General features: G+C 38.7%; 17 protein-coding genes, 1 pseudogene and 1 other annotated feature. Of the genes and pseudogenes, 3 read left to right on the forward strand and 15 right to left on the reverse strand.

The features are described 5' to 3' along the window. Positions 1–138: 138 nt before the first annotated feature. Positions 139–720, forward strand: a complete 582-nt coding sequence (locus tag LJY09_RS19440) for a YitT family protein (RefSeq protein WP_013058630.1) — start codon at positions 139–141, stop codon at positions 718–720. A gap of 37 nt (positions 721–757) precedes the next feature. On the opposite strand, the gene LJY09_RS19445 is transcribed toward LJY09_RS19440, so the two are convergent. From LJY09_RS19445 to LJY09_RS19475, 7 genes are all read right to left on the reverse strand, one after another. Then, positions 758–1,726 carry an LCP family protein gene (locus tag LJY09_RS19445; RefSeq protein WP_028415047.1) on the reverse strand — a complete coding sequence of 323 codons (969 nt, stop codon included), beginning with the start codon at positions 1,724–1,726 and terminating at the stop codon, positions 758–760. A gap of 87 nt (positions 1,727–1,813) precedes the next feature. Next, a complete protein-coding gene (locus LJY09_RS19450) occupies positions 1,814–3,736 on the reverse strand; it encodes a lipoteichoic acid synthase (RefSeq protein WP_028415048.1) in 1,923 nt (640 codons plus the stop codon). A gap of 406 nt (positions 3,737–4,142) precedes the next feature. Then, on the reverse strand, positions 4,143–4,496 hold the full coding sequence (locus LJY09_RS19455) for a cupin domain-containing protein (protein ID WP_028415049.1): 354 nt from the start codon (positions 4,494–4,496) through the stop codon (positions 4,143–4,145). A 52-nt stretch (positions 4,497–4,548) separates the two neighbouring features. Continuing rightward, a complete protein-coding gene (locus LJY09_RS19460; protein WP_028415050.1) occupies positions 4,549–5,448 on the reverse strand; it encodes a DMT family transporter in 900 nt (299 codons plus the stop codon). Between the two features lie 151 nt (positions 5,449–5,599). Further along, on the reverse strand, positions 5,600–6,727 hold the full coding sequence (locus LJY09_RS19465; protein ID WP_028415051.1) for an NADH-dependent flavin oxidoreductase: 1,128 nt from the start codon (positions 6,725–6,727) through the stop codon (positions 5,600–5,602). A 194-nt stretch (positions 6,728–6,921) separates the two neighbouring features. Continuing rightward, the gene (locus LJY09_RS19470; protein ID WP_228307793.1) at positions 6,922–7,080 is read right to left on the reverse strand and encodes a Fur-regulated basic protein FbpA; all 159 of its coding nucleotides are present in this window, start codon (positions 7,078–7,080) and stop codon (positions 6,922–6,924) included. A 136-nt stretch (positions 7,081–7,216) separates the two neighbouring features. After that, a complete protein-coding gene (locus tag LJY09_RS19475) occupies positions 7,217–8,110 on the reverse strand; it encodes a DUF4405 domain-containing protein (RefSeq protein ID WP_228307400.1) in 894 nt (297 codons plus the stop codon). A 228-nt stretch (positions 8,111–8,338) separates the two neighbouring features. Next, positions 8,339–8,570 (forward strand) — a binding site (T-box leader). Between the two features lie 67 nt (positions 8,571–8,637). Here LJY09_RS19475 and LJY09_RS19480 point away from each other — a divergent pair. Next, a complete protein-coding gene (locus LJY09_RS19480) occupies positions 8,638–10,008 on the forward strand; it encodes an amino acid permease (RefSeq protein WP_028415053.1) in 1,371 nt (456 codons plus the stop codon). 42 nt (positions 10,009–10,050) lie between these two features. Here the strand turns inward: LJY09_RS19480 and LJY09_RS19485 are convergent, their stop codons facing one another. The 4 genes from LJY09_RS19485 to LJY09_RS19500 all read right to left on the reverse strand — a co-directional run bounded on the left by LJY09_RS19485 (position 10,051) and on the right by LJY09_RS19500 (position 13,631). Then, the gene (locus LJY09_RS19485) at positions 10,051–11,277 is read right to left on the reverse strand and encodes a DUF819 family protein (protein ID WP_028415054.1); all 1,227 of its coding nucleotides are present in this window, start codon (positions 11,275–11,277) and stop codon (positions 10,051–10,053) included. Between the two features lie 131 nt (positions 11,278–11,408). Then, on the reverse strand, positions 11,409–11,975 hold the full coding sequence (locus tag LJY09_RS19490; protein ID WP_028415055.1) for a TetR/AcrR family transcriptional regulator: 567 nt from the start codon (positions 11,973–11,975) through the stop codon (positions 11,409–11,411). Positions 11,976–12,096: 121 nt separating this feature from the next. After that, positions 12,097–12,735: a hypothetical protein gene (locus LJY09_RS19495; protein ID WP_028415056.1), complete on the reverse strand. Its 639-nt coding sequence runs from the start codon at positions 12,733–12,735 to the stop codon at positions 12,097–12,099. After that, positions 12,732–13,631, reverse strand: a complete 900-nt coding sequence (locus tag LJY09_RS19500) for a LysR family transcriptional regulator (RefSeq protein WP_228307401.1) — start codon at positions 13,629–13,631, stop codon at positions 12,732–12,734. Before LJY09_RS19500 ends, LJY09_RS19495 begins: the two co-directional genes overlap by 4 nt. Before the next feature lie 156 nt (positions 13,632–13,787). Between LJY09_RS19500 and LJY09_RS19505 the strand changes: the two genes are divergently transcribed. Next, positions 13,788–14,537: a sulfite exporter TauE/SafE family protein gene (locus LJY09_RS19505; protein WP_028415058.1), complete on the forward strand. Its 750-nt coding sequence runs from the start codon at positions 13,788–13,790 to the stop codon at positions 14,535–14,537. Between the two features lie 21 nt (positions 14,538–14,558). Here LJY09_RS19505 and LJY09_RS19510 read toward each other — a convergent pair whose 3' ends face one another. The 4 genes and pseudogenes from LJY09_RS19510 to LJY09_RS19525 form a co-directional block, all read right to left on the reverse strand. Then, positions 14,559–15,053, reverse strand: a complete 495-nt coding sequence (locus tag LJY09_RS19510) for a GNAT family N-acetyltransferase (protein ID WP_048019991.1) — start codon at positions 15,051–15,053, stop codon at positions 14,559–14,561. 72 nt (positions 15,054–15,125) lie between these two features. Next, positions 15,126–15,767 carry an NAD(P)-dependent oxidoreductase gene (locus LJY09_RS19515; RefSeq protein ID WP_028415060.1) on the reverse strand — a complete coding sequence of 214 codons (642 nt, stop codon included), beginning with the start codon at positions 15,765–15,767 and terminating at the stop codon, positions 15,126–15,128. Between the two features lie 50 nt (positions 15,768–15,817). Next, a pseudogene (locus tag LJY09_RS19520) lies at positions 15,818–16,015 on the reverse strand (hypothetical protein); the annotation flags it as partial. Positions 16,016–16,145: 130 nt separating this feature from the next. Then, entirely contained in the window at positions 16,146–16,808 is a 663-nt protein-coding gene (locus LJY09_RS19525) for an MgtC/SapB family protein (protein ID WP_228307402.1), read from the reverse strand. Positions 16,809–16,867: the final 59 nt, after the last annotated feature.

Raw genomic sequence — 16,867 nt, forward strand, 5'->3', positions numbered from 1 at the left:
CAACACATTTGCATTGCGAAACAGCTTCCTTTGCATATATTTAATCCGTGCATTATGGTTTCTAAAGCAGTCTTTGTGCTGAAACTCTGCTTGTCTTCATATACATATAAAGAGATTCATAGACAAGGATGAGACAGCATGTACAAAAAATTAATTGCAATTGGAATTGGCAGTGTGTTTGTTAGTATTGGAATTAACGTTTTTATTCTTCCGCTTCAGCTTGTAACAGGAGGCATTACGGGAATTAGCTTAATCATTAATTATTTACTTGGCTATAAAGTAGGCGTGATGATTTTTTGCTTAAACTTGCCGATTTACCTTCTCGCTCTAGGTTTTAACCGCTCTTATTTTTTAAATGCTATCTATGGCATGGTTCTCTCAGCCGTTATGATTGATTTGCTGTTTCCGCTTCACGGAATTTTTCACCTTCCCATTATCTTAAGCGCTTGCCTTGGAGGCGTTTTTAACGGAATTGGAACTGGCATCATGCTCCGGCAGCACGCAAGTCAAGGCGGGGTCGACTTATTTTCTCTGATACTTGCAAAATGGTTATCTTTAAACCCCGGCATCATCATTTTAGTGATTGACGCATCTATTATTATTTCAGGTATTTTACTGCTTCAAAACGATACAGCTATTTATTCATTATTCATTGTTGTATGCTCTGGTATAGTGACCAGTTTAATTACGTCATTCAAACGCATCATCGTCTATGTATAAGGAAAAAGCCTCGAGACATGCGTCTCGAGGCTTTTCTTTATTTGTCATTTAAGAATTCTTGCAGCGCTTCTTTATTTTTATCTAAATCAATATCAAGCACCATACCAACGCCGCTATACGTTTTGTTTTCAAATGATCCGTCTAAAGGCAGTCGTAGGCTTTGAACGTCTTTCATGTTTCCTGTTACCACATCTTTAGCTAGAAGCATCATGCTTTTTGTATCTAAATTTGTATCGATGTAAGGATCCATTACGCCGAGAAGCTTCGGTATTTTAAACACGCTGTTTAGGCTTGCTACTTCATCTTTGAGCTTTAAAACGACTTCTTGCTGGCGCTGAACGCGTCCAAAATCACTCATGTTATCATGGCGAAAACGTACGTAGCCAAGCAACTGTTCACCGTGTAAAACTTGGGTACCTTTGTGAAGCGTCATACCAATTCCCGAAGACATATCGTGAGGCACGGTTACTTCAATGCCATCAGGCGCAATCGTATCTACAATTTTTGAAAATCCTTCGAAGTCCACAACTGCATAATAGTTAATATCAATATCAAAATTTTGTTTGATCGTTTGACGCAGCAGCTCAGGACCTCCGAACGCGTAAGCAGCATTCAGCTTTTGCTTGCCGTGTCCTGGAATATCCACGTACATATCCCTCATAAGAGAAACAATTTTCGGGTGTTTGCTTTTAGAATCGTAGTGAGCAATTAAAATAGAGTCTGTACGAGAATGCTTTTCCCCGCGCGAGTCACTTCCTAACAGCAGCATATTTACTTCTCCGTTATTCGGGAGACTGCCTTGAAACTGTTCAAATGTCGTGCCGTCATCCGCAAATTTACCATCGCTTGCTATCGATAGCCCTTGCTTATATTGGAAATAGCTGTATATGCCCCCAACGATAATAAAAAGGAACAACAAAGCAAAGAACACTCTGCCCCATCGAACTCTTCTTCTTCTTTTGCGTCTTGTTCGCTCCACGTTTCTGTCACCAGCTTTCTTTTTCAATGAAGTTCTCATAAAACAAGCAAGTAGCTAAGCTTTTAAAAAGCTCCTCTACTTGCTTGTTTGGATTGTATGGTGTGAAAGCTTACATTATTTTTCTGTTTCTTGGTCTTTTCCATACATGTATTTTGATGGATCGACCGGTTTAAAGTCATCTAATTTATTAAATCGTAATAAATCACCGTATAACACTTTATCAGAAAGTTCTAGCTCTCTTCCAACTTTCTTTTTATAAGCTTTCGCTTCGTCTGTTGCTGTGATTCTTTCTCCTGTGTTTGTATCGTAATACTTGCCGTCAATTGACGTGTATTTCGGAGAAACATAATCACCGTTTCTAAATGCTACTACCTGATCATGGTCTTTTGATAATAAATCTGTACCGAATTGAACATACTCTTTACTATCAATTCCCACTAGGTGAAGAAGCGTAGGCACTACGTCAATTTCACCGCCGTACGTATGGTTTACTCCACCTTTTACACCTGGTACGTGAAGGAAGAACGGTACGCGTTGAAGCTGAGCGTTTTTATATGGCGTGATTTTCTCGCCAAGAACTTTTTCCATTGCTTTGTTATGATTTTCAGAAATACCGTAGTGGTCACCGTAAATCATAATAACTGAGTTGTCATATAAACCTGAAGCTTTTAGCTCTGTAAAGAATTCTTGCAGTGATTCATCCAAATAACGAGCCGTTTGGAAATAACGGTCTACCGTTCCATCTCCTGTGTTCGCCGGTTCAATGCTAGCATCACCTTTATCAAGAACGAATGGGAAATGGTTTGTTAATGTAATCATATGCGCATAGAACGGCTGCTTCAATGACTGTAGCATTGGCATAGATTCTTTGAAGAATGGCTTATCTTTTAATCCATAGTTTACTTTGTTATCACCAGTCATATTGTAATAACTTGCATCAAAGAATTTATCCACACCGAACTGTTTGTAAATTTCATTACGGTTCCAGAACGTTTTATAATCTCCGTGTAACACAGCACTTGTATAGCCGCCCTCTTGATCTAAGATTGCTGGTGCTGCTTGGTACGTGTTGCGGCCTTTTAAGCTAAATGCTGATCCTTGAGGCAAGCCATATAATGACGTATCCATCATAAGCTCTGCATCAGCTGTTTTACCTTGTCCTGTTTGATGGAAGAAGTTATCAAAATACATAAATTCATTTCCATTTGCTAATGAATTTAAAAACGGCGTTACTTCTTGTCCATTTAACTTGTAATTAATTAGGAATGACTGAAATGATTCTAGATGAATTTTAATAATATTTTTTCCTTTTGCTTTACCCGCATACTCAATATTCGGAGCTGCATAGTGACTTGTACTGAAGTTTTTCACTGTTGTTAAGTCATCACTGCTTGCGAATGCTCGTTGCTTTGAGTTTTGAAACGTTTGAACTGCATCATACACCGTGTAGTTGTATGCTCCTAAATATTTCACTAGGTAGTTGCGATCAAATGTTCTTGTTAATAATTCAGGGCGATCTTTTTCAGCATAGTGCAAGTTAATTGCAAATGCGACAGCTCCTGCCGCTAACACCATGAACGTATAGCGGAATTTAAGACGTGCTTTTGGCCATTCGATTTTTCTAACAAACAATAGCGCAATCAGTAAAATGATATCTACAAAGTAAAAAATATCGTGAGCTTTTACTAAATCAGCGATACTGCCTCCTAAATGACCCACATTGCTTGTTTGCGTTAAAGTAGGCAATGTCACAAAGTCATTGAAGAATCGATAATATAAAATATTGCTGTACAAAATGACCGTCATGATTGTACTAAGGATAAGCGTCCAAACGATGGCTCTTTTTCCTTTTGCAAACAATGCTAACCCTAAAAAGATCAAAGTTGAACTAATTGGATTAATAAACAATAACGTTTTTTGCATTGAGTCACTTATATCTAAGTTGAACTCCACTTTGTAAGACATGTAAGACTTGATCCACATGAATAAAACCGCTATAAAAAAGTAAAACAACGGCTTTGAAAATAGTTTTTTCATTTTCAAATTCCTTTCACTAAAAAGTAGAGATTTCATGTTCAGCTAACCTCAGGAAAGTCCCCTACATTAAATCGTAACGGTTAAGTCCTGCAAAAGATTACCTGAAAATGATTCAATTTGTCAAACAATATCATCTTCATCTCTTTTTTTAGTCATCTACAAAATTTACATTTTAACTTGTAATCTCTTATTTTTTATCGTGATGTTAATATTACACAATTGTTAATTTGTAAATTTTGTTCTCCCTATATTGCATACATATTAATTTACCACATTTCTGCTCTGCAATAAAAGTATTTTTATTTTATTAGGCATAATATTTCACTTGCTGAATGAAAAGGTACTATTGTACTGGACGGTATTCTTCGCTTACTGTTAGGACTAGTAAAAATAGACTTATCTATGCTTAGTCTTTATCTTCATCAACAGCTATGCGGTCTCCTTGTGCAAAAGGCTGTGAAATCACAAGAAACTCAATCTCCTCACTCGAACGATTCATCATTTGATGAAGAATCGAAGGAAATACTTCTACTCCTTCGTGTGCTTTTACATCGTAAATAACTCCGTCTATTTCTAGAGCAGCTGTTCCTTTTAGTACAAAGAAAAATTGATGTGCTTTCAAGTGATAATGCCTTACCTCTTCCGTATAAGGGGGCATGCGCTCATGAATAATACTTACGTCTTTATTTTTCACTAGGTGCCACCCATCGCATTTTCCTCCCCACACGTAGTGTTCTGCGTTTTGCTTACTAACTTTCATGACTAGCTCCCCTTTTTCTAATAAATGAACACCTGCAGATGAAATAGAAATTCTATGTGATCTTTTTTATCCTGCTATTGGAAATATTTTTTTCAGATGAAGGTTTTGGCTTCAAAGTAAAAAGCATTCCTAAAAAGATCAAAACAATGCCTGCAAGCTGCAAAAGCGTAGGGCGAAATCCCGTGAATGCTGTATCTAATAAAATGGCAACGGCTGGATCTAAAAACACCAGAACCGAAATCACCTGAGTTTTTAAATAGCGCAGGCTGTCGAAAAACAAATAATACACTAAACCAGTATGTACAAAGCCTGTTACTAAAATAGATGTCCAGTTGGCCGTTGTTAGGAAATGAAAATCAGTAAAATGAACAAACGGCAATAATAGAAAAATTCCTAAAAAAGTCTGAAGAAATGTAACAGCATAAGCACTCGTATGAATAATGCCTTTACCAAGCAGCGTCGTGCATGCATAAAACAAAGCGGCTAAAAGCGCCCAGAGTATTCCTGAAGACATGAAGCCGTCAATCGTAAGTTGCTCCACTCCAATAATTAGAAGTGTTCCTCCAAAACAAATGAAGATAGACATCACGCCAAGAACCGTTAATTTCTCCTTAAACATAAAGCTCCCCAGAAGCAATACTAAAACGGGTGCAAGATGATAAATAGAAATAGCAACCGTAACGGACATCATTTCAAATGCTTTAAATAGAAACACCCAGTTAAACACAAGAAATATCCCACACAGTAAAATCTGCTTTATTTCTTTAGCATTCCATTTTTCCCTTTTATATTCACCCGTTACGAACCAGCACATTCCGAGAAAAAGTGTTGCACAAATACAGCGAACAAATACTAAGTCAAAAGAAGGCAGTCCAGTTTGTGTGGAGAAAAAGCCAATCGAACCAAAAATACTCATTGAAATCATCATTTTCACCATTGGCTCTGCTTTCATTCTCTCACCTCACTTTCAGAAAACTATTACTATTCAAACATAAAGAAGCCCATTTGTAAATTAATGGTTCAAAAGCGCTATTCCATGAAAAAGCAAAAAGCGCAAAGACACGGGATCAGTCCCATCGTCTTTGCGCTTTTCTGTCTTTCTTTTAATCTTCAACCGGGAACCAGCCTGGTGTGTTAATAACGGCTTGCCACAGCGGGTCAGGAATCACAAGCTTTTCCTGATCTTTTTTGCTTAATGTTGTCACAATTTCATTTTCACGGCCTTCTTTTACTTTTTGAACCCAGTCTGGATCCATAATTAATTCGCGGCCAATCGCAAGCAGTGGAATGCCCGTTTCAAGAGCGGCTGCTGCTTCGGCTGCTGTATGAATAGAACCTACGCCCATTACAGGTACACGGCTTCCTACTCGCTCTTGAATAATTTCAATACGTGAACGAGTATCTTCCACGCCTCGGCGCGGTTTTGACCAGAATTCCATTAGCGATACGTGAAGGTAATCAAGGTCTTTTTCTGCTAGTGCATCGACTAACTTCAACGTATCAGCCATTGTAATTCCTGGCGTTTCAGGCTCTTCTGGCGAGAAGCGATAGCCTACTAAAAATGATTCTTTTGCATGCTTAGAAACGGCTTGCTTTACTTTGTCTACGATTGCAAGCGGGAATGTTAAGCGTTTTTCTACGCTGCCGCCCCATTTATCTTCGCGGCGATTAGAATGCGGAGAAAAGAACTGCTGAATTAAATAGTTATTTGCTCCGTGAATTTCAACTCCGTCAAATCCTGCTTCAATGGCACGGCGCGTCATTTCACCAAAATCGTGAATAATGCCTTCAATTTCTTCATTTGTTAACTCTCGAGGTACCGGAGCTCCTTCTTGTTCTGCAGCAACAGCACTTGCGCTAACAACCTCTCCATTTGGAACAAGCTCAGGCGGACACATGCGGCCTCCGTGAAAAATTTGAAGAACTGCTTTTGCTCCTTGATCTTTAATGGCTGTTGCTAATCGACGCAGGCTAGGAATCATTTCATCGCTGTCTGCAGCAAACTCTCCGTGAAATCCTTTTCCGTTCGCCGTTCCGTATGTACATGCTGTAATGACCATGCTAACACCTTTTGAACGTCGTACGTAGTAGTCTACTTCTGCATTTGATACTGTCCCATCTTCATTTGATGAAAAATTTGTCATAGGAGCAAGAATAACGCGGTTATCTAATTTGATGCCATTTGAAAAAGTAAATGGCTGTAAAAGCGGCTCATACTTTTTATTTGTCATTTTATTTCCCTCCAAAAATGATACGGTCAAAAATAGTGGCATATTATAGGTAGAGACTGTTTTCTTTCCTATAATATGTGTCATTTAAAACTGTAACTTTAAAATATACTGTGATTTTAATCTGTACAGTTTTGCCTGTCAAAGAATAAGACTTTCTAACACAAAAAAGCACTCATATACTGAGTGCTTTTTTATCATTGCGAAAGAGGTTCCTGATTATACATAAATGATTTTACTTTTACATATTGAGCTTCTAACTCTTGAAGTGTCAGTTCGTATAGATGCCGATTTCCTTTTTTATAAATACCAAAATTCAATAGCGCATTAATAAACCAATTTTTCTTATGTTCCATTTCAGGCTGTGTATGTTGTTTCACGATTTCCACCACCTAAGGTTCTCTCATTTTAATTTTGCAAAGCATTCGCTTTTACATAAATGATTTTACTTCTATACGATGAAAAAACGGTGAAATAGAAAGCTTTTTCATTTTAAATTTCCGCAGCAGGACCCGTTATTTTTTTACGTCTCTTCACACCTGCTAATATTTTTTCAATATAATAAATAACAATAATAAAAACTGACATAATAGCAAAATAAGTACCGATTACAACAAAAGGATTTGGACTTTCAAAGCCGCTTTCTTTTCCTTTCATTCCTCTTTCCGGACCTCCGCCATCGTGATCAAAGTTTGGACGTTCGTGACCAGCAGATGCCGTCGCAGAAGATTTGTTCTCGCTAAATGAATGGCGATCAAAATTCGGCTTCCCACCGCCTTTTTGCGGCATATCTGAGGAACTTACATTCAGTACTCTCGCTACTCCTCCAAGTTTTCCAAGAAAACCCGTTTCATTTATTTCGTATATGCCAATGACTAACAGCGCAGCGGTTGTTAGCTTAGCTGCTATGCTCAAGCTTTTCTTTGACTTTTTGAATTTCGTCATATTTTTACATACATTTATAACCCATTGCCAATGAAGACCTATGTGAGCGGCTACTAAAATTAACACTAAAAATGATACGGAAATATGCGAAACCTTAAACCACTGTTCGTTCCCAACATTAATATTTGGAAATACTACTCTTGAAATAAAAATACCGCTAATCATAATAAATGACATCGTAATCAACAGCATGATATTTAAAAAGTAACCGAACTTTGTTCTGCGCGGAAGCCTGCGGTCAAATAATTTAACCGTAACTTTCTTTACCCACTGCCAGTTTAGCAGCAAGTGGGTAAAAAAGGCGACGGCAATCGCCAACCCCGCAATTTCATGAAATGTTAACCCTCCCAATACTTGCTTGTTAAAAAACAAAACAAACGTAACGGCCATTAAAAGATCCAGTCCAAACCGGACGTACATCATCTTTTTCACTCTATTCATTCTCCTCACCTATGTATTTGTCAAAACAACTCCTTTTTTATATTTCTTAATGTAAGCAGAGTTGGTGAAAATTAGGTGAAACGACTGATTTTTTTACCAAAATAACCAGTCCTGAGTTCTATAAAAGTAGAATGGAATCATTTTTACTTTTTCGAAAATAGCTGTTGACAAAGAAAAAAGAAGCACGTATAGTAATGGTTATTCATCAAGAACTTTCAGATTTTAATCAAAAACACAGCGATTGGGAGTAGTAAAAGCTTATTATTCGGTCAAGAGAGCTACGGGTTGGTGTGACGTAGTCCAATAATACTTTGAACTCGCCCAGGAGTGGTAATTCAGAAAGAATGCAGAAGTGTTCTCTAAGTTTTAACGTCTAACCTTCGTTATCAGGTTTTAAGCAGGGTTCTTTAAGAGCCAACAAGAGTGGTACCGCGGTTAGCTAAAGCTTATCGTCTCTTCTCTCATTTGATAATGAGGTAGGAGACGATAAGCTTTTTTTATTTTATAAAAAAGTGGAGGGAAAAGTCATGAAGAAGGACAACCAAGGTTTGCAGCGAACAATGACTTCACGTCACATTATGATGATGGCGCTAGGTGGAGCAATTGGCGCTGGTTTATTTAAAGGAAGCAGCTCGGCTATTGATATGGCAGGACCATCAGTTATTATTGCCTATTTAATTGGCGGAATTATTTTACTATTCATCATGCAAGGTCTTGCTGAAATGGCGGTTCGAAATAGTGAAGCACGAACGTTTCGTGATTTAGTTCAGTCGATTTTAGGAAGCTATCCCGCTTACTTTTTGGACTGGATTTACTGGAAAATGTGGGTGTTAAACATTGCAGCTGAAGCCGTTGTAGCCGCTATTTTTATTCAGTACTGGCTTCCTGATTACCCAATTTGGATGCTTGCTTTAGGCGTATCCGTTATTGTTACAGCCATTAACTTGCTTTCAGTTAAAGCATTTGCTGAAACGGAATACTGGTTAGCTTTAATTAAAATCACGGTCATTGTGATCTTTATTATCGCTGGACTTTTATTATTGTTTGTATCATTCGGTCATCATACCGCAGCGGGTTTTTCAAATTTAAGCGATCACGGCGGTTTTTTCCCAAAGGGACCAACCGGGCTAATTACGGCGATGTTAGTTGTCATCTACTCATACGGTGGAACTGAAATCATCGGAGTAACGCTAGCTGAAACAAAAAACCCTGAAAAAGTAGTACCTAAGGCTGTGCGCAGTACATTAACGCGTATCATTGCTTTTTATCTGTTCCCGTTTTTTATCATCGTGAGCTTGATTCCTTGGAATGAAGTGAACGGCGTTTCTCAAAGTCCTTTTGTAATGGTATTTAAAATGATTGGCATTCCCGGAGCAGATCATATTATGAATGCCGTGATCTTGTTAGCCGTTATTTCTTCTATGAACTCAGGACTTTACGGTTCATCACGTATTTTGTATACGCAAGCAGTAGACGGTCGAGTGCCGAAGATATTTTCGAAACTTTCTGTTAACAAAGTTCCTGTCTATGCAATCTTAATGTGTACATCATCCCTTTATGTGGGCGTGTTGATTTCCTTATTTGCAGGAAGTAAGACATTTGATTATTTGATGGGATCTTTAGGGTATACGGTATTGTTTATTTGGTTGATTATTGCGATTGCACACTTAAAGTCCCGCAAAGTTCAGCCAGAAGCATCGAGCAGCTACTCTGTTAAATGGTTTCCTTATACAACGTGGGCTGCCCTTATTGCACTAAGCGCTATTTTAATTGGTGTTATCTGCACAACATCCGTTGTTATTACGACTATTACATTAGCTATCTATTTATTTATTACAGCTACGTATATCTTTAAAGGTCGTTTTTATCAATCTTCAGCAGTCAAGCACGCTAAATAAAAAAACGCCTCCTTTGAGTCATCAGAGGAGGCATTTTTTTATTTAAAATGTTAAGTACCAATAGCCAAGTGCAAAGCCGATATAGTTACCAATAATATAGCCAAGCGTTCCTACTACCAAGATAGGACCAACCAAACTTCCCCATCCTTTAGCAATCGCCATCGCGCTTGCTGTCGTAGGTCCCCCTACCGTTGCATTGCTCGCCAGTAAAATATGTTCTAACTCAATTTTAAATACTTTTCCTAAAAGCAGCCCCACTATTAAATTACTCATCCCCACAATGAGCACAAATAGAATCAAAAGAGGTGCTTTTTCAACAATTAATGGAATGGACGCCGGCACTCCAATGACAACAAAGAAAATATAAATGAAGTATGTGCCGATTTCTTGGCTTCCGCTAATGTTTTTAAAATAAGAAGGAAACAGATAAATGACAAGAAACGTAAGTGTGGAAAGCAATAAGTATTTTTCGCTCAAAATAGTATGTAATAACGTTTGAACTACGGAAGCATTTGGACCGGCTGGAATGATTGTTCCAAACCATTCGGCTAATTTAAAAGATACAACCACTAGAAAAAATGATGTACCAATGGAAGCCGCCACGTCTTTTAACGAAATTTCTTTTTTTGCCCAATATTTTTCTGCAAGCGTATGACGATCATTTTCTCCATATTGCCTGGCCTCTACTTCTTGAATATGAGGTGTCTTAAAATGTTTCCTAAAAAACTTCATAGAAGGAACAAACATATACACGGCAAACAGTAAAGCCATGACCATATTATCAGCAACCACCGTCGCGGAAACCATTTGACTTGATGGTTCAAATTTGGCCGTAACGGTAGCAAAGTTAACCCCTCCACCTACATAAGAAGCGCCAATAGCAGCTGCAATTTTTGCTAGTTCAGGAATATAATCTTTTAACAACAAGAAGCCTGCTGTGCTCCCTATGACCGTTCCTACTGCACAGATTAAGAAAATAAAAAGCAGTTTCCGGCTTTCTTGAAATAATTCTTTCATATTGACTTGAAATAACAATAATGGAATGGCAAGCGGTACTAGATACGCCCAAACCGCATCATAGACTGGAGACTCTGTTGGAATAATTTTTAAATTTGATAGGATAAGCGCTCCTGCTAGCGCAATAATAGCTCCTGACAGAAAAGAAGCCCACTTATACTTTTGTTCGAGAAAAATACTAACAGAAGCCCAAATCGCTAGAATTCCCCATAGTGCCCACGTATCATCAGCTTGAATAATAGTAAAAATCATGAGCTACTCCTTTCTTTCTTTTTAAAGAAATATAATTTTCAGAAAATATACCTTTAAATTTTATCAATATATGCCAAATTCCGTCAATCCATAAAAAAAAGCTTTCCACTCTAAAAGTGGAAAGCTTTTTTTTATTTGCGAATCAGAACCGGAATCTGCTGCTGAATCTGCTGCAAAGGAGCGCTCGTTTTTTCTGTTAACGAACGCAAAATACCGCCTTCTATCAGACAGTTGATTACAACTGCAAGCTCTCCTGCTTGCTTCTCTTGAAATCCGCTCTCTATCATTTTTTCTCTAAAAAGTTTTTCCCAATCTTGAAAAGCCACATAGCAGACTTCGCGCAGCGGTTCATTAATAAGCGCCGTTTCTCCAGCCATCAGTCCAACAGGCATACCAGCAATACTTTCTTCGTGTTCAAACTGCTTGGACAATTCTTCAATAAAATACTGAATAGCCTGTGCCGCGTCAGAAGATTTATTTAAACTTTCTTTAATTTGAACTTGGACGTATTTATTCGTATATTGAACAGCGTGAATCGCCAGTTCTTCTTTCCCTTTTGGAAAATAATAATAAAGAGACCCTTTTGGCGACCCGCTCTCTTTAATAATTTGATTTAATCCCGTTGCATGATAGCCTTGCAGCTGAAAAAGCCGCGATGCTGTTTCTAAAATCTTATCGCGTGCATTTGCTTTCTTCACAAAACGATGCCTCCCCTATATAATAAGTGGTTTCTATAACACTACTTATCATATAAGTAAATGAAATTTTTGTCAAAATAAAGTGAATATTTTACCATTTATTTTTCCTTATTTTCATTTCTTATGACCTAATAATTGTTTTTCTTACTTCTTCCGCTAACGGTTGAAGAGGCGTAATAATACGGTCGCTTACCTCCTCCGCCGCTTCTACCATCGAGAGCTGCGCCACTGAAACAACAGTGTTATGCTCTTTTATTAGCTCATCTAAGACATGTTTCACCTTCTGTTTATACTTCTCTAGGTTTCCAGTCATTACTAGTTCAAAAGCACCTTCTATCACAACAGGGTGAACTTTTATCTTTACATTTTGATAAAATGCAAATTCGTCTAGACGCTTCATCGTTCCTTCTACGGTCTCCGGATTTGTAAACACGATAAGCTGCGGTTCTTCTATTTCACATATTCGGCGAAAATAAGGCTCATCGATTTTAATAATTGGAACATCACTTGTAAATGCTTCTGGTAAAAGAGCAATGTAATTCGTACACGTAAGTAAAATGGCATCCGCTGAACATTCTTCCATCCACTTTAACTGCTTCTCTACTTTTGCACCTGCTGACTCCGCTGCAAATTTAGGATCGGTTTTTACCCGATGTACAAGTCCAGGGTCTACGAAATGCATACAGCTCGCAAACGGCAGCGCTTTTTCTATATAAGAGATGTTCGAATGATGAGCGTGCAGGCAAGCAATTTTCTTCATCGTTTTCCTCCTGTATGATGGTCTTTGAAATACTGAATTAAAAATTCCTGGAACTTTTTCGCAACAGGAGTTAAGTATTTATCCTTGTTCCACGCAATCCCAATTACCCTTGAAGCTGTGTCTTCTTTGAGCTTTATTTTTTTAATGCCTCGCAAGTCCACTCCCTTTATTTCAGGAAGCAAGGCAACCCCTAAATGAGCCGCTACAAAACCAATCACCGTCAAAAATTCTTCTCCTTCAAACGTAATATTTGGGACAATTTCAGCTTCTTCGAACAGCTGATCAAAAATTGTTCGGCTTCCGTATCCTTTTTTTAACGCGATAAACGATTCATGAGCCAACTCTGAAATCGAAAGCACTTGTCTTGAGGTAAAAGAATGCGTATCAGGGACATACGCGTACAGCTCGTCTTTCCATAAATATTCCCACTGAATTCCTGCCCTAGATTCCGTTACGGAAGACATACAAAAATCAATTTCTCCCGTTTGAAGCTGATCGAGCATGATGTTCGTCGCGTTCTCAAAAATTTGAAATTGAACGTTCGGATACTCTTGTAAAAAAGCATGAACTAGTTTCGGGACGGACGAAGCGCCTAATGATTTTAAAAAAGCAAACGAAATGCTGCCGCGATGAGGATGAATCAAATCTGAAAGCTCACGTTTCGCTTCTTCCATTTCGTTTAATACTTTAGCCGTTCGTTCATAAAAAAGCCTTCCGTATCGATTTAAAATAACTTGCCTTCCTTTTCGTTCAAATAGCGGTACGCCAAGCTCTGATTCTAATTTAGAAATTGAGCGGCTGAGCGTAGGCTGCGCAATTGATAATTGTTCCGCTGCCTTTGTGAAATGTTCCGTTTGAGCTACAACATTAAAATATTCGAGCTGCTGCCATTCCATTTTTTTCACATCCTTTACTTATTACATAATACTATCGATTTCATATAAATTATACATTGGACGTCATAAAAAATTCATGTTTAAATGAAGAACGTAGCACTTGCCGAAAATGTTATGTGTCTGCATAGAATAAGTGTTGAAAGAAGGAATTCGTTTATGGATGTTTCAATTATTTTAACAATGTTAGCCGTCGGACTGATCTTAGGATTTGTCGGAGCAGGCGGATCAGGTTTTATTATTTCAATTTTAACGCTGCTGTACGGCGTATCTGTACACGTTGCACTCGCAACGGCTCTTACCGCAATGATTTTCTCTTCTTTATCTGGTGCCGTCAGTCATTACCGCGAAGGTAACGTATCTTTAAAATCTGGTATCTCTGTTGGTATCCTCGGTGCATTAGGCGCTTGGATTGGGTCTAACCTTTCATCCTTTATCCCAGAAGGTGAGCTAAAATGGCTCACAGCCGGCATGCTTTTATTATCTGGTGTTTTACTTTGGCTGCGAATGTTTTTATTTTCCCGTCAGCAAAAAGAACGTACTGTTCCAACAGGAGCTAAATTTGTCGTCTACTCTTTACTAATCGGCTTAATTACGGGCGCTCTGTCCGGAATGTTTGGAATTGGCTCAACTCCATTTATCCAGCTTGGCCTTATGATGGTGTTAGGCTTGTCTATTCGCCAGTCCGCCGGAACGACGATGCTCGTTATTATTCCGATTGCAATTGGCGGAGGAATGGGCTATTATCAGCAGGGCTTTTTAGATATCCCGCTGTTGATTCAAGTAGTTGTCGGCACAATGGTCGGTTCATATATTGGAGCAAAATTTACAAATCGTGTACCTGCTCCCGTATTAAAAACGTCCCTTGTAGCGCTGCCTATTTGCTCTAGCTTTCTCCTTGTTATATAAGAAAAAAGCTTGAACTCTTGTTCAAGCTTTTTTTATGTTCATCTGATAAACAAACTGCTTTCCTTGGCTTCCAAAAACATGCCGGTCTGTATCGACAAAGCCGCATCGTTTGTATAGGTGCTGCGCCGCCGTGTTTTTATGGTTCACGCCTAGCACCACTTTATTTTTAGTGCGAAAGTGATGGTTGATAAAAGAAGGAAGAAGTTTCAATGACTTTTTGCCAACTCCCTTTCCTTGATAATCAGGATGAATGGAATAAGACCGTATTAAAAGCGCGCCGGATCCCTCGGTATATTCTTTAACGGCTTCCCCTGCGTCGAGCACGAAAAAGCCGGCTAGTTTGTTTTCTGCCAAAATCAAAACGGGCGTTCTATCTCTTTCCTGCTTACACTTAGCTATAGCTTCAGCGGGAAGTGCCGTGTAAATGAGCTGCTCTTCAGGCAGCGTATAGCTATGTATAGATGACTCGTAGGCTTCACTATAAAACGTTAAGGCTACGTTTTCTTTATTCTCCATTTTCTGCTGGACTCCTTTTCTTTTTCCATAGTATAACATGCACAAAAAAAGCCGCATAAAGCGGCTTTTCCTTTATCTAGCGTCGGATACAACGGTAAAGCGTTCGTTTACATGCTCTCCTCGCTCAATTTCATCAATAACTGCAATGGCGTAATCCGCATAGCTGACATGGCTGTTTCCTTCTGAGTTTAAAATAACATGATCTTTCCCTGTTTTATAAGCATCCGTTCGTTTTCCTGAAGGATTAAAAAATGCTGCTGGGCTAATGAACGTCCAATTAATATCGCTTGTACTTTCTAAGTCTTTTAAATTTTGGGCTTGGTTGTCAGCTGTCGCTTTGTACTCTTTTGGAAAATCAGGCGTATCTGCTAGACGCGTCGTTTTCTCTTCATCTACAAACAAACTTCCTGCTCCTCCTACAACAAGAAGACGAACGTCCGGAGCTTGTTTAAATACATGAATTAACGATTGCCCCGCTTCTACATGCAGATGTTCCTTTCCTTCAGGAGCTCCAAACGCATTCACTACCGCATCGAAACCTTCAATATCGTTTGCCGTAATATCGAAGATGTCCTTTTCCAGTGTACGAACATCCTTTTCTTCTACTTTGCCCGCATCACGTACAATTGCCGTCACGTCATGCCCGCGATTTAAGGCTTCTTTCACGATAAAACTTCCTGCTTTTCCTGTAGCACCTACAACTCCAATTTTCATTTTATAACCTCCAGTAAAATTCTCTATATTTAGGTAATAGCCTTTTTTTGCTATGATAAAACACAGCAAAACGGTTTAAGCAAGATAGAGAGAACAAATTGGATAAATGAGTTAGTATGGATTACTTTTAACACCGCGGTTGATTTCCGTGCAAGGCTTCGCTTTCCGCAGGCGGCTGCTGAGCCTCCTCGTCGCTTATGCTCCTGTGGGGTCTCACCTGTTCCGCTTTTCCCGCAGGAGTCTTCGCCTTACCCTCCAATCAACCGCTAGAAGCACCTACATACACGAAATCTACGTCCTCCATTCATCGTTCGGCCCTGCTCTTCCTTCAACTAAAATACGTTTCTTCCAGTTTCTTTTGAAAAAATAAATAAGTGCTTATTCAATTTCAATAAATAACACGTGAGCCATAGAGTGAATCGATTTAATCAATTCTATTTTATTTCGTTTCTTTTTTGCCTTTCCTTTTATTTCAACGAAATAAAGCAGTTCTCCTTGATGATGATCTTGGTGAATTTCATAGGATGAAATCATAATATTTTCTTTTTCAATCTTGTCAAGCAGCTCATAAATATTCTCTTGATTTGCTGCACCAAACTTAATTAAAAGGGAATGAGTAGAAAGAGATGTAAACATTACGTTCAATATTTCTAAGCCAATCAGCACTAATATAGTTGCGCTAATGCCGACTGTATACATACCCGCCCCAATGGTTAAACCAATTCCCGACGTTGCCCATACGCCTGCGGCTGTTGTGAGCCCTCTAATATGCTGCTTTTGAATAATAATCATACCTGCTCCTAAAAAACCAATACCGCTTACTACTTGTGCGGCCACCCGGCTCGGATCAAGAGCCGTATGATCTTGATGAAGCACATCTGAAAAGCCATATTTCGAAATTAGCATAATCAGCGTGCTACCGACAGCAACTAAAAAATGAGTGCGAAACCCTGCTTCTTTAGCTCTAAACTCTCTTTCTAAACCAACCAAAGCTCCTAACAAACCTGATAGGGCTAGACGACTAATAAAAGCTGCGGTCATTCTTTCTCCTCCTTTCTCTTCACTTTTTCACAAATGTACCTATTAACTATTTCTATTTT

This window comes from Priestia sp. J2 (assembly GCF_020790095.1).
Classification (GTDB): Bacteria; Bacillota; Bacilli; order Bacillales; family Bacillaceae_H; genus Priestia; species Priestia zanthoxyli.

Bases quoted from the DNA above. Each gene is read 5' to 3' on its own strand.
- LJY09_RS19480 (WP_028415053.1), top strand. From the start codon at position 8,638: ATGAAGAAGGACAACCAAGGTTTGCAGCGAACAATGACTTCACGTCAC.
- LJY09_RS19475 (WP_228307400.1), bottom strand. From the start codon at position 8,110: ATGAATAGAGTGAAAAAGATGATGTACGTCCGGTTTGGACTGGATCTT.
- LJY09_RS19510 (WP_048019991.1), bottom strand. From the start codon at position 15,053: ATGGAGAATAAAGAAAACGTAGCCTTAACGTTTTATAGTGAAGCCTAC.
- LJY09_RS19500 (WP_228307401.1), bottom strand. From the start codon at position 13,631: ATGGAATGGCAGCAGCTCGAATATTTTAATGTTGTAGCTCAAACGGAA.
- LJY09_RS19470 (WP_228307793.1), bottom strand. From the start codon at position 7,080: ATGGAACATAAGAAAAATTGGTTTATTAATGCGCTATTGAATTTTGGT.
- LJY09_RS19455 (WP_028415049.1), bottom strand. From the start codon at position 4,496: ATGAAAGTTAGTAAGCAAAACGCAGAACACTACGTGTGGGGAGGAAAA.
- LJY09_RS19460 (WP_028415050.1), bottom strand. From the start codon at position 5,448: ATGAAAGCAGAGCCAATGGTGAAAATGATGATTTCAATGAGTATTTTT.
- LJY09_RS19450 (WP_028415048.1), bottom strand. From the start codon at position 3,736: ATGAAAAAACTATTTTCAAAGCCGTTGTTTTACTTTTTTATAGCGGTT.
- LJY09_RS19485 (WP_028415054.1), bottom strand. From the start codon at position 11,277: ATGATTTTTACTATTATTCAAGCTGATGATACGTGGGCACTATGGGGA.
- LJY09_RS19440 (WP_013058630.1), top strand. From the start codon at position 139: ATGTACAAAAAATTAATTGCAATTGGAATTGGCAGTGTGTTTGTTAGT.
- LJY09_RS19465 (WP_028415051.1), bottom strand. From the start codon at position 6,727: ATGACAAATAAAAAGTATGAGCCGCTTTTACAGCCATTTACTTTTTCA.
- LJY09_RS19505 (WP_028415058.1), top strand. From the start codon at position 13,788: ATGGATGTTTCAATTATTTTAACAATGTTAGCCGTCGGACTGATCTTA.
- LJY09_RS19495 (WP_028415056.1), bottom strand. From the start codon at position 12,735: ATGAAGAAAATTGCTTGCCTGCACGCTCATCATTCGAACATCTCTTAT.
- LJY09_RS19525 (WP_228307402.1), bottom strand. From the start codon at position 16,808: ATGACCGCAGCTTTTATTAGTCGTCTAGCCCTATCAGGTTTGTTAGGA.
- LJY09_RS19515 (WP_028415060.1), bottom strand. From the start codon at position 15,767: ATGAAAATTGGAGTTGTAGGTGCTACAGGAAAAGCAGGAAGTTTTATC.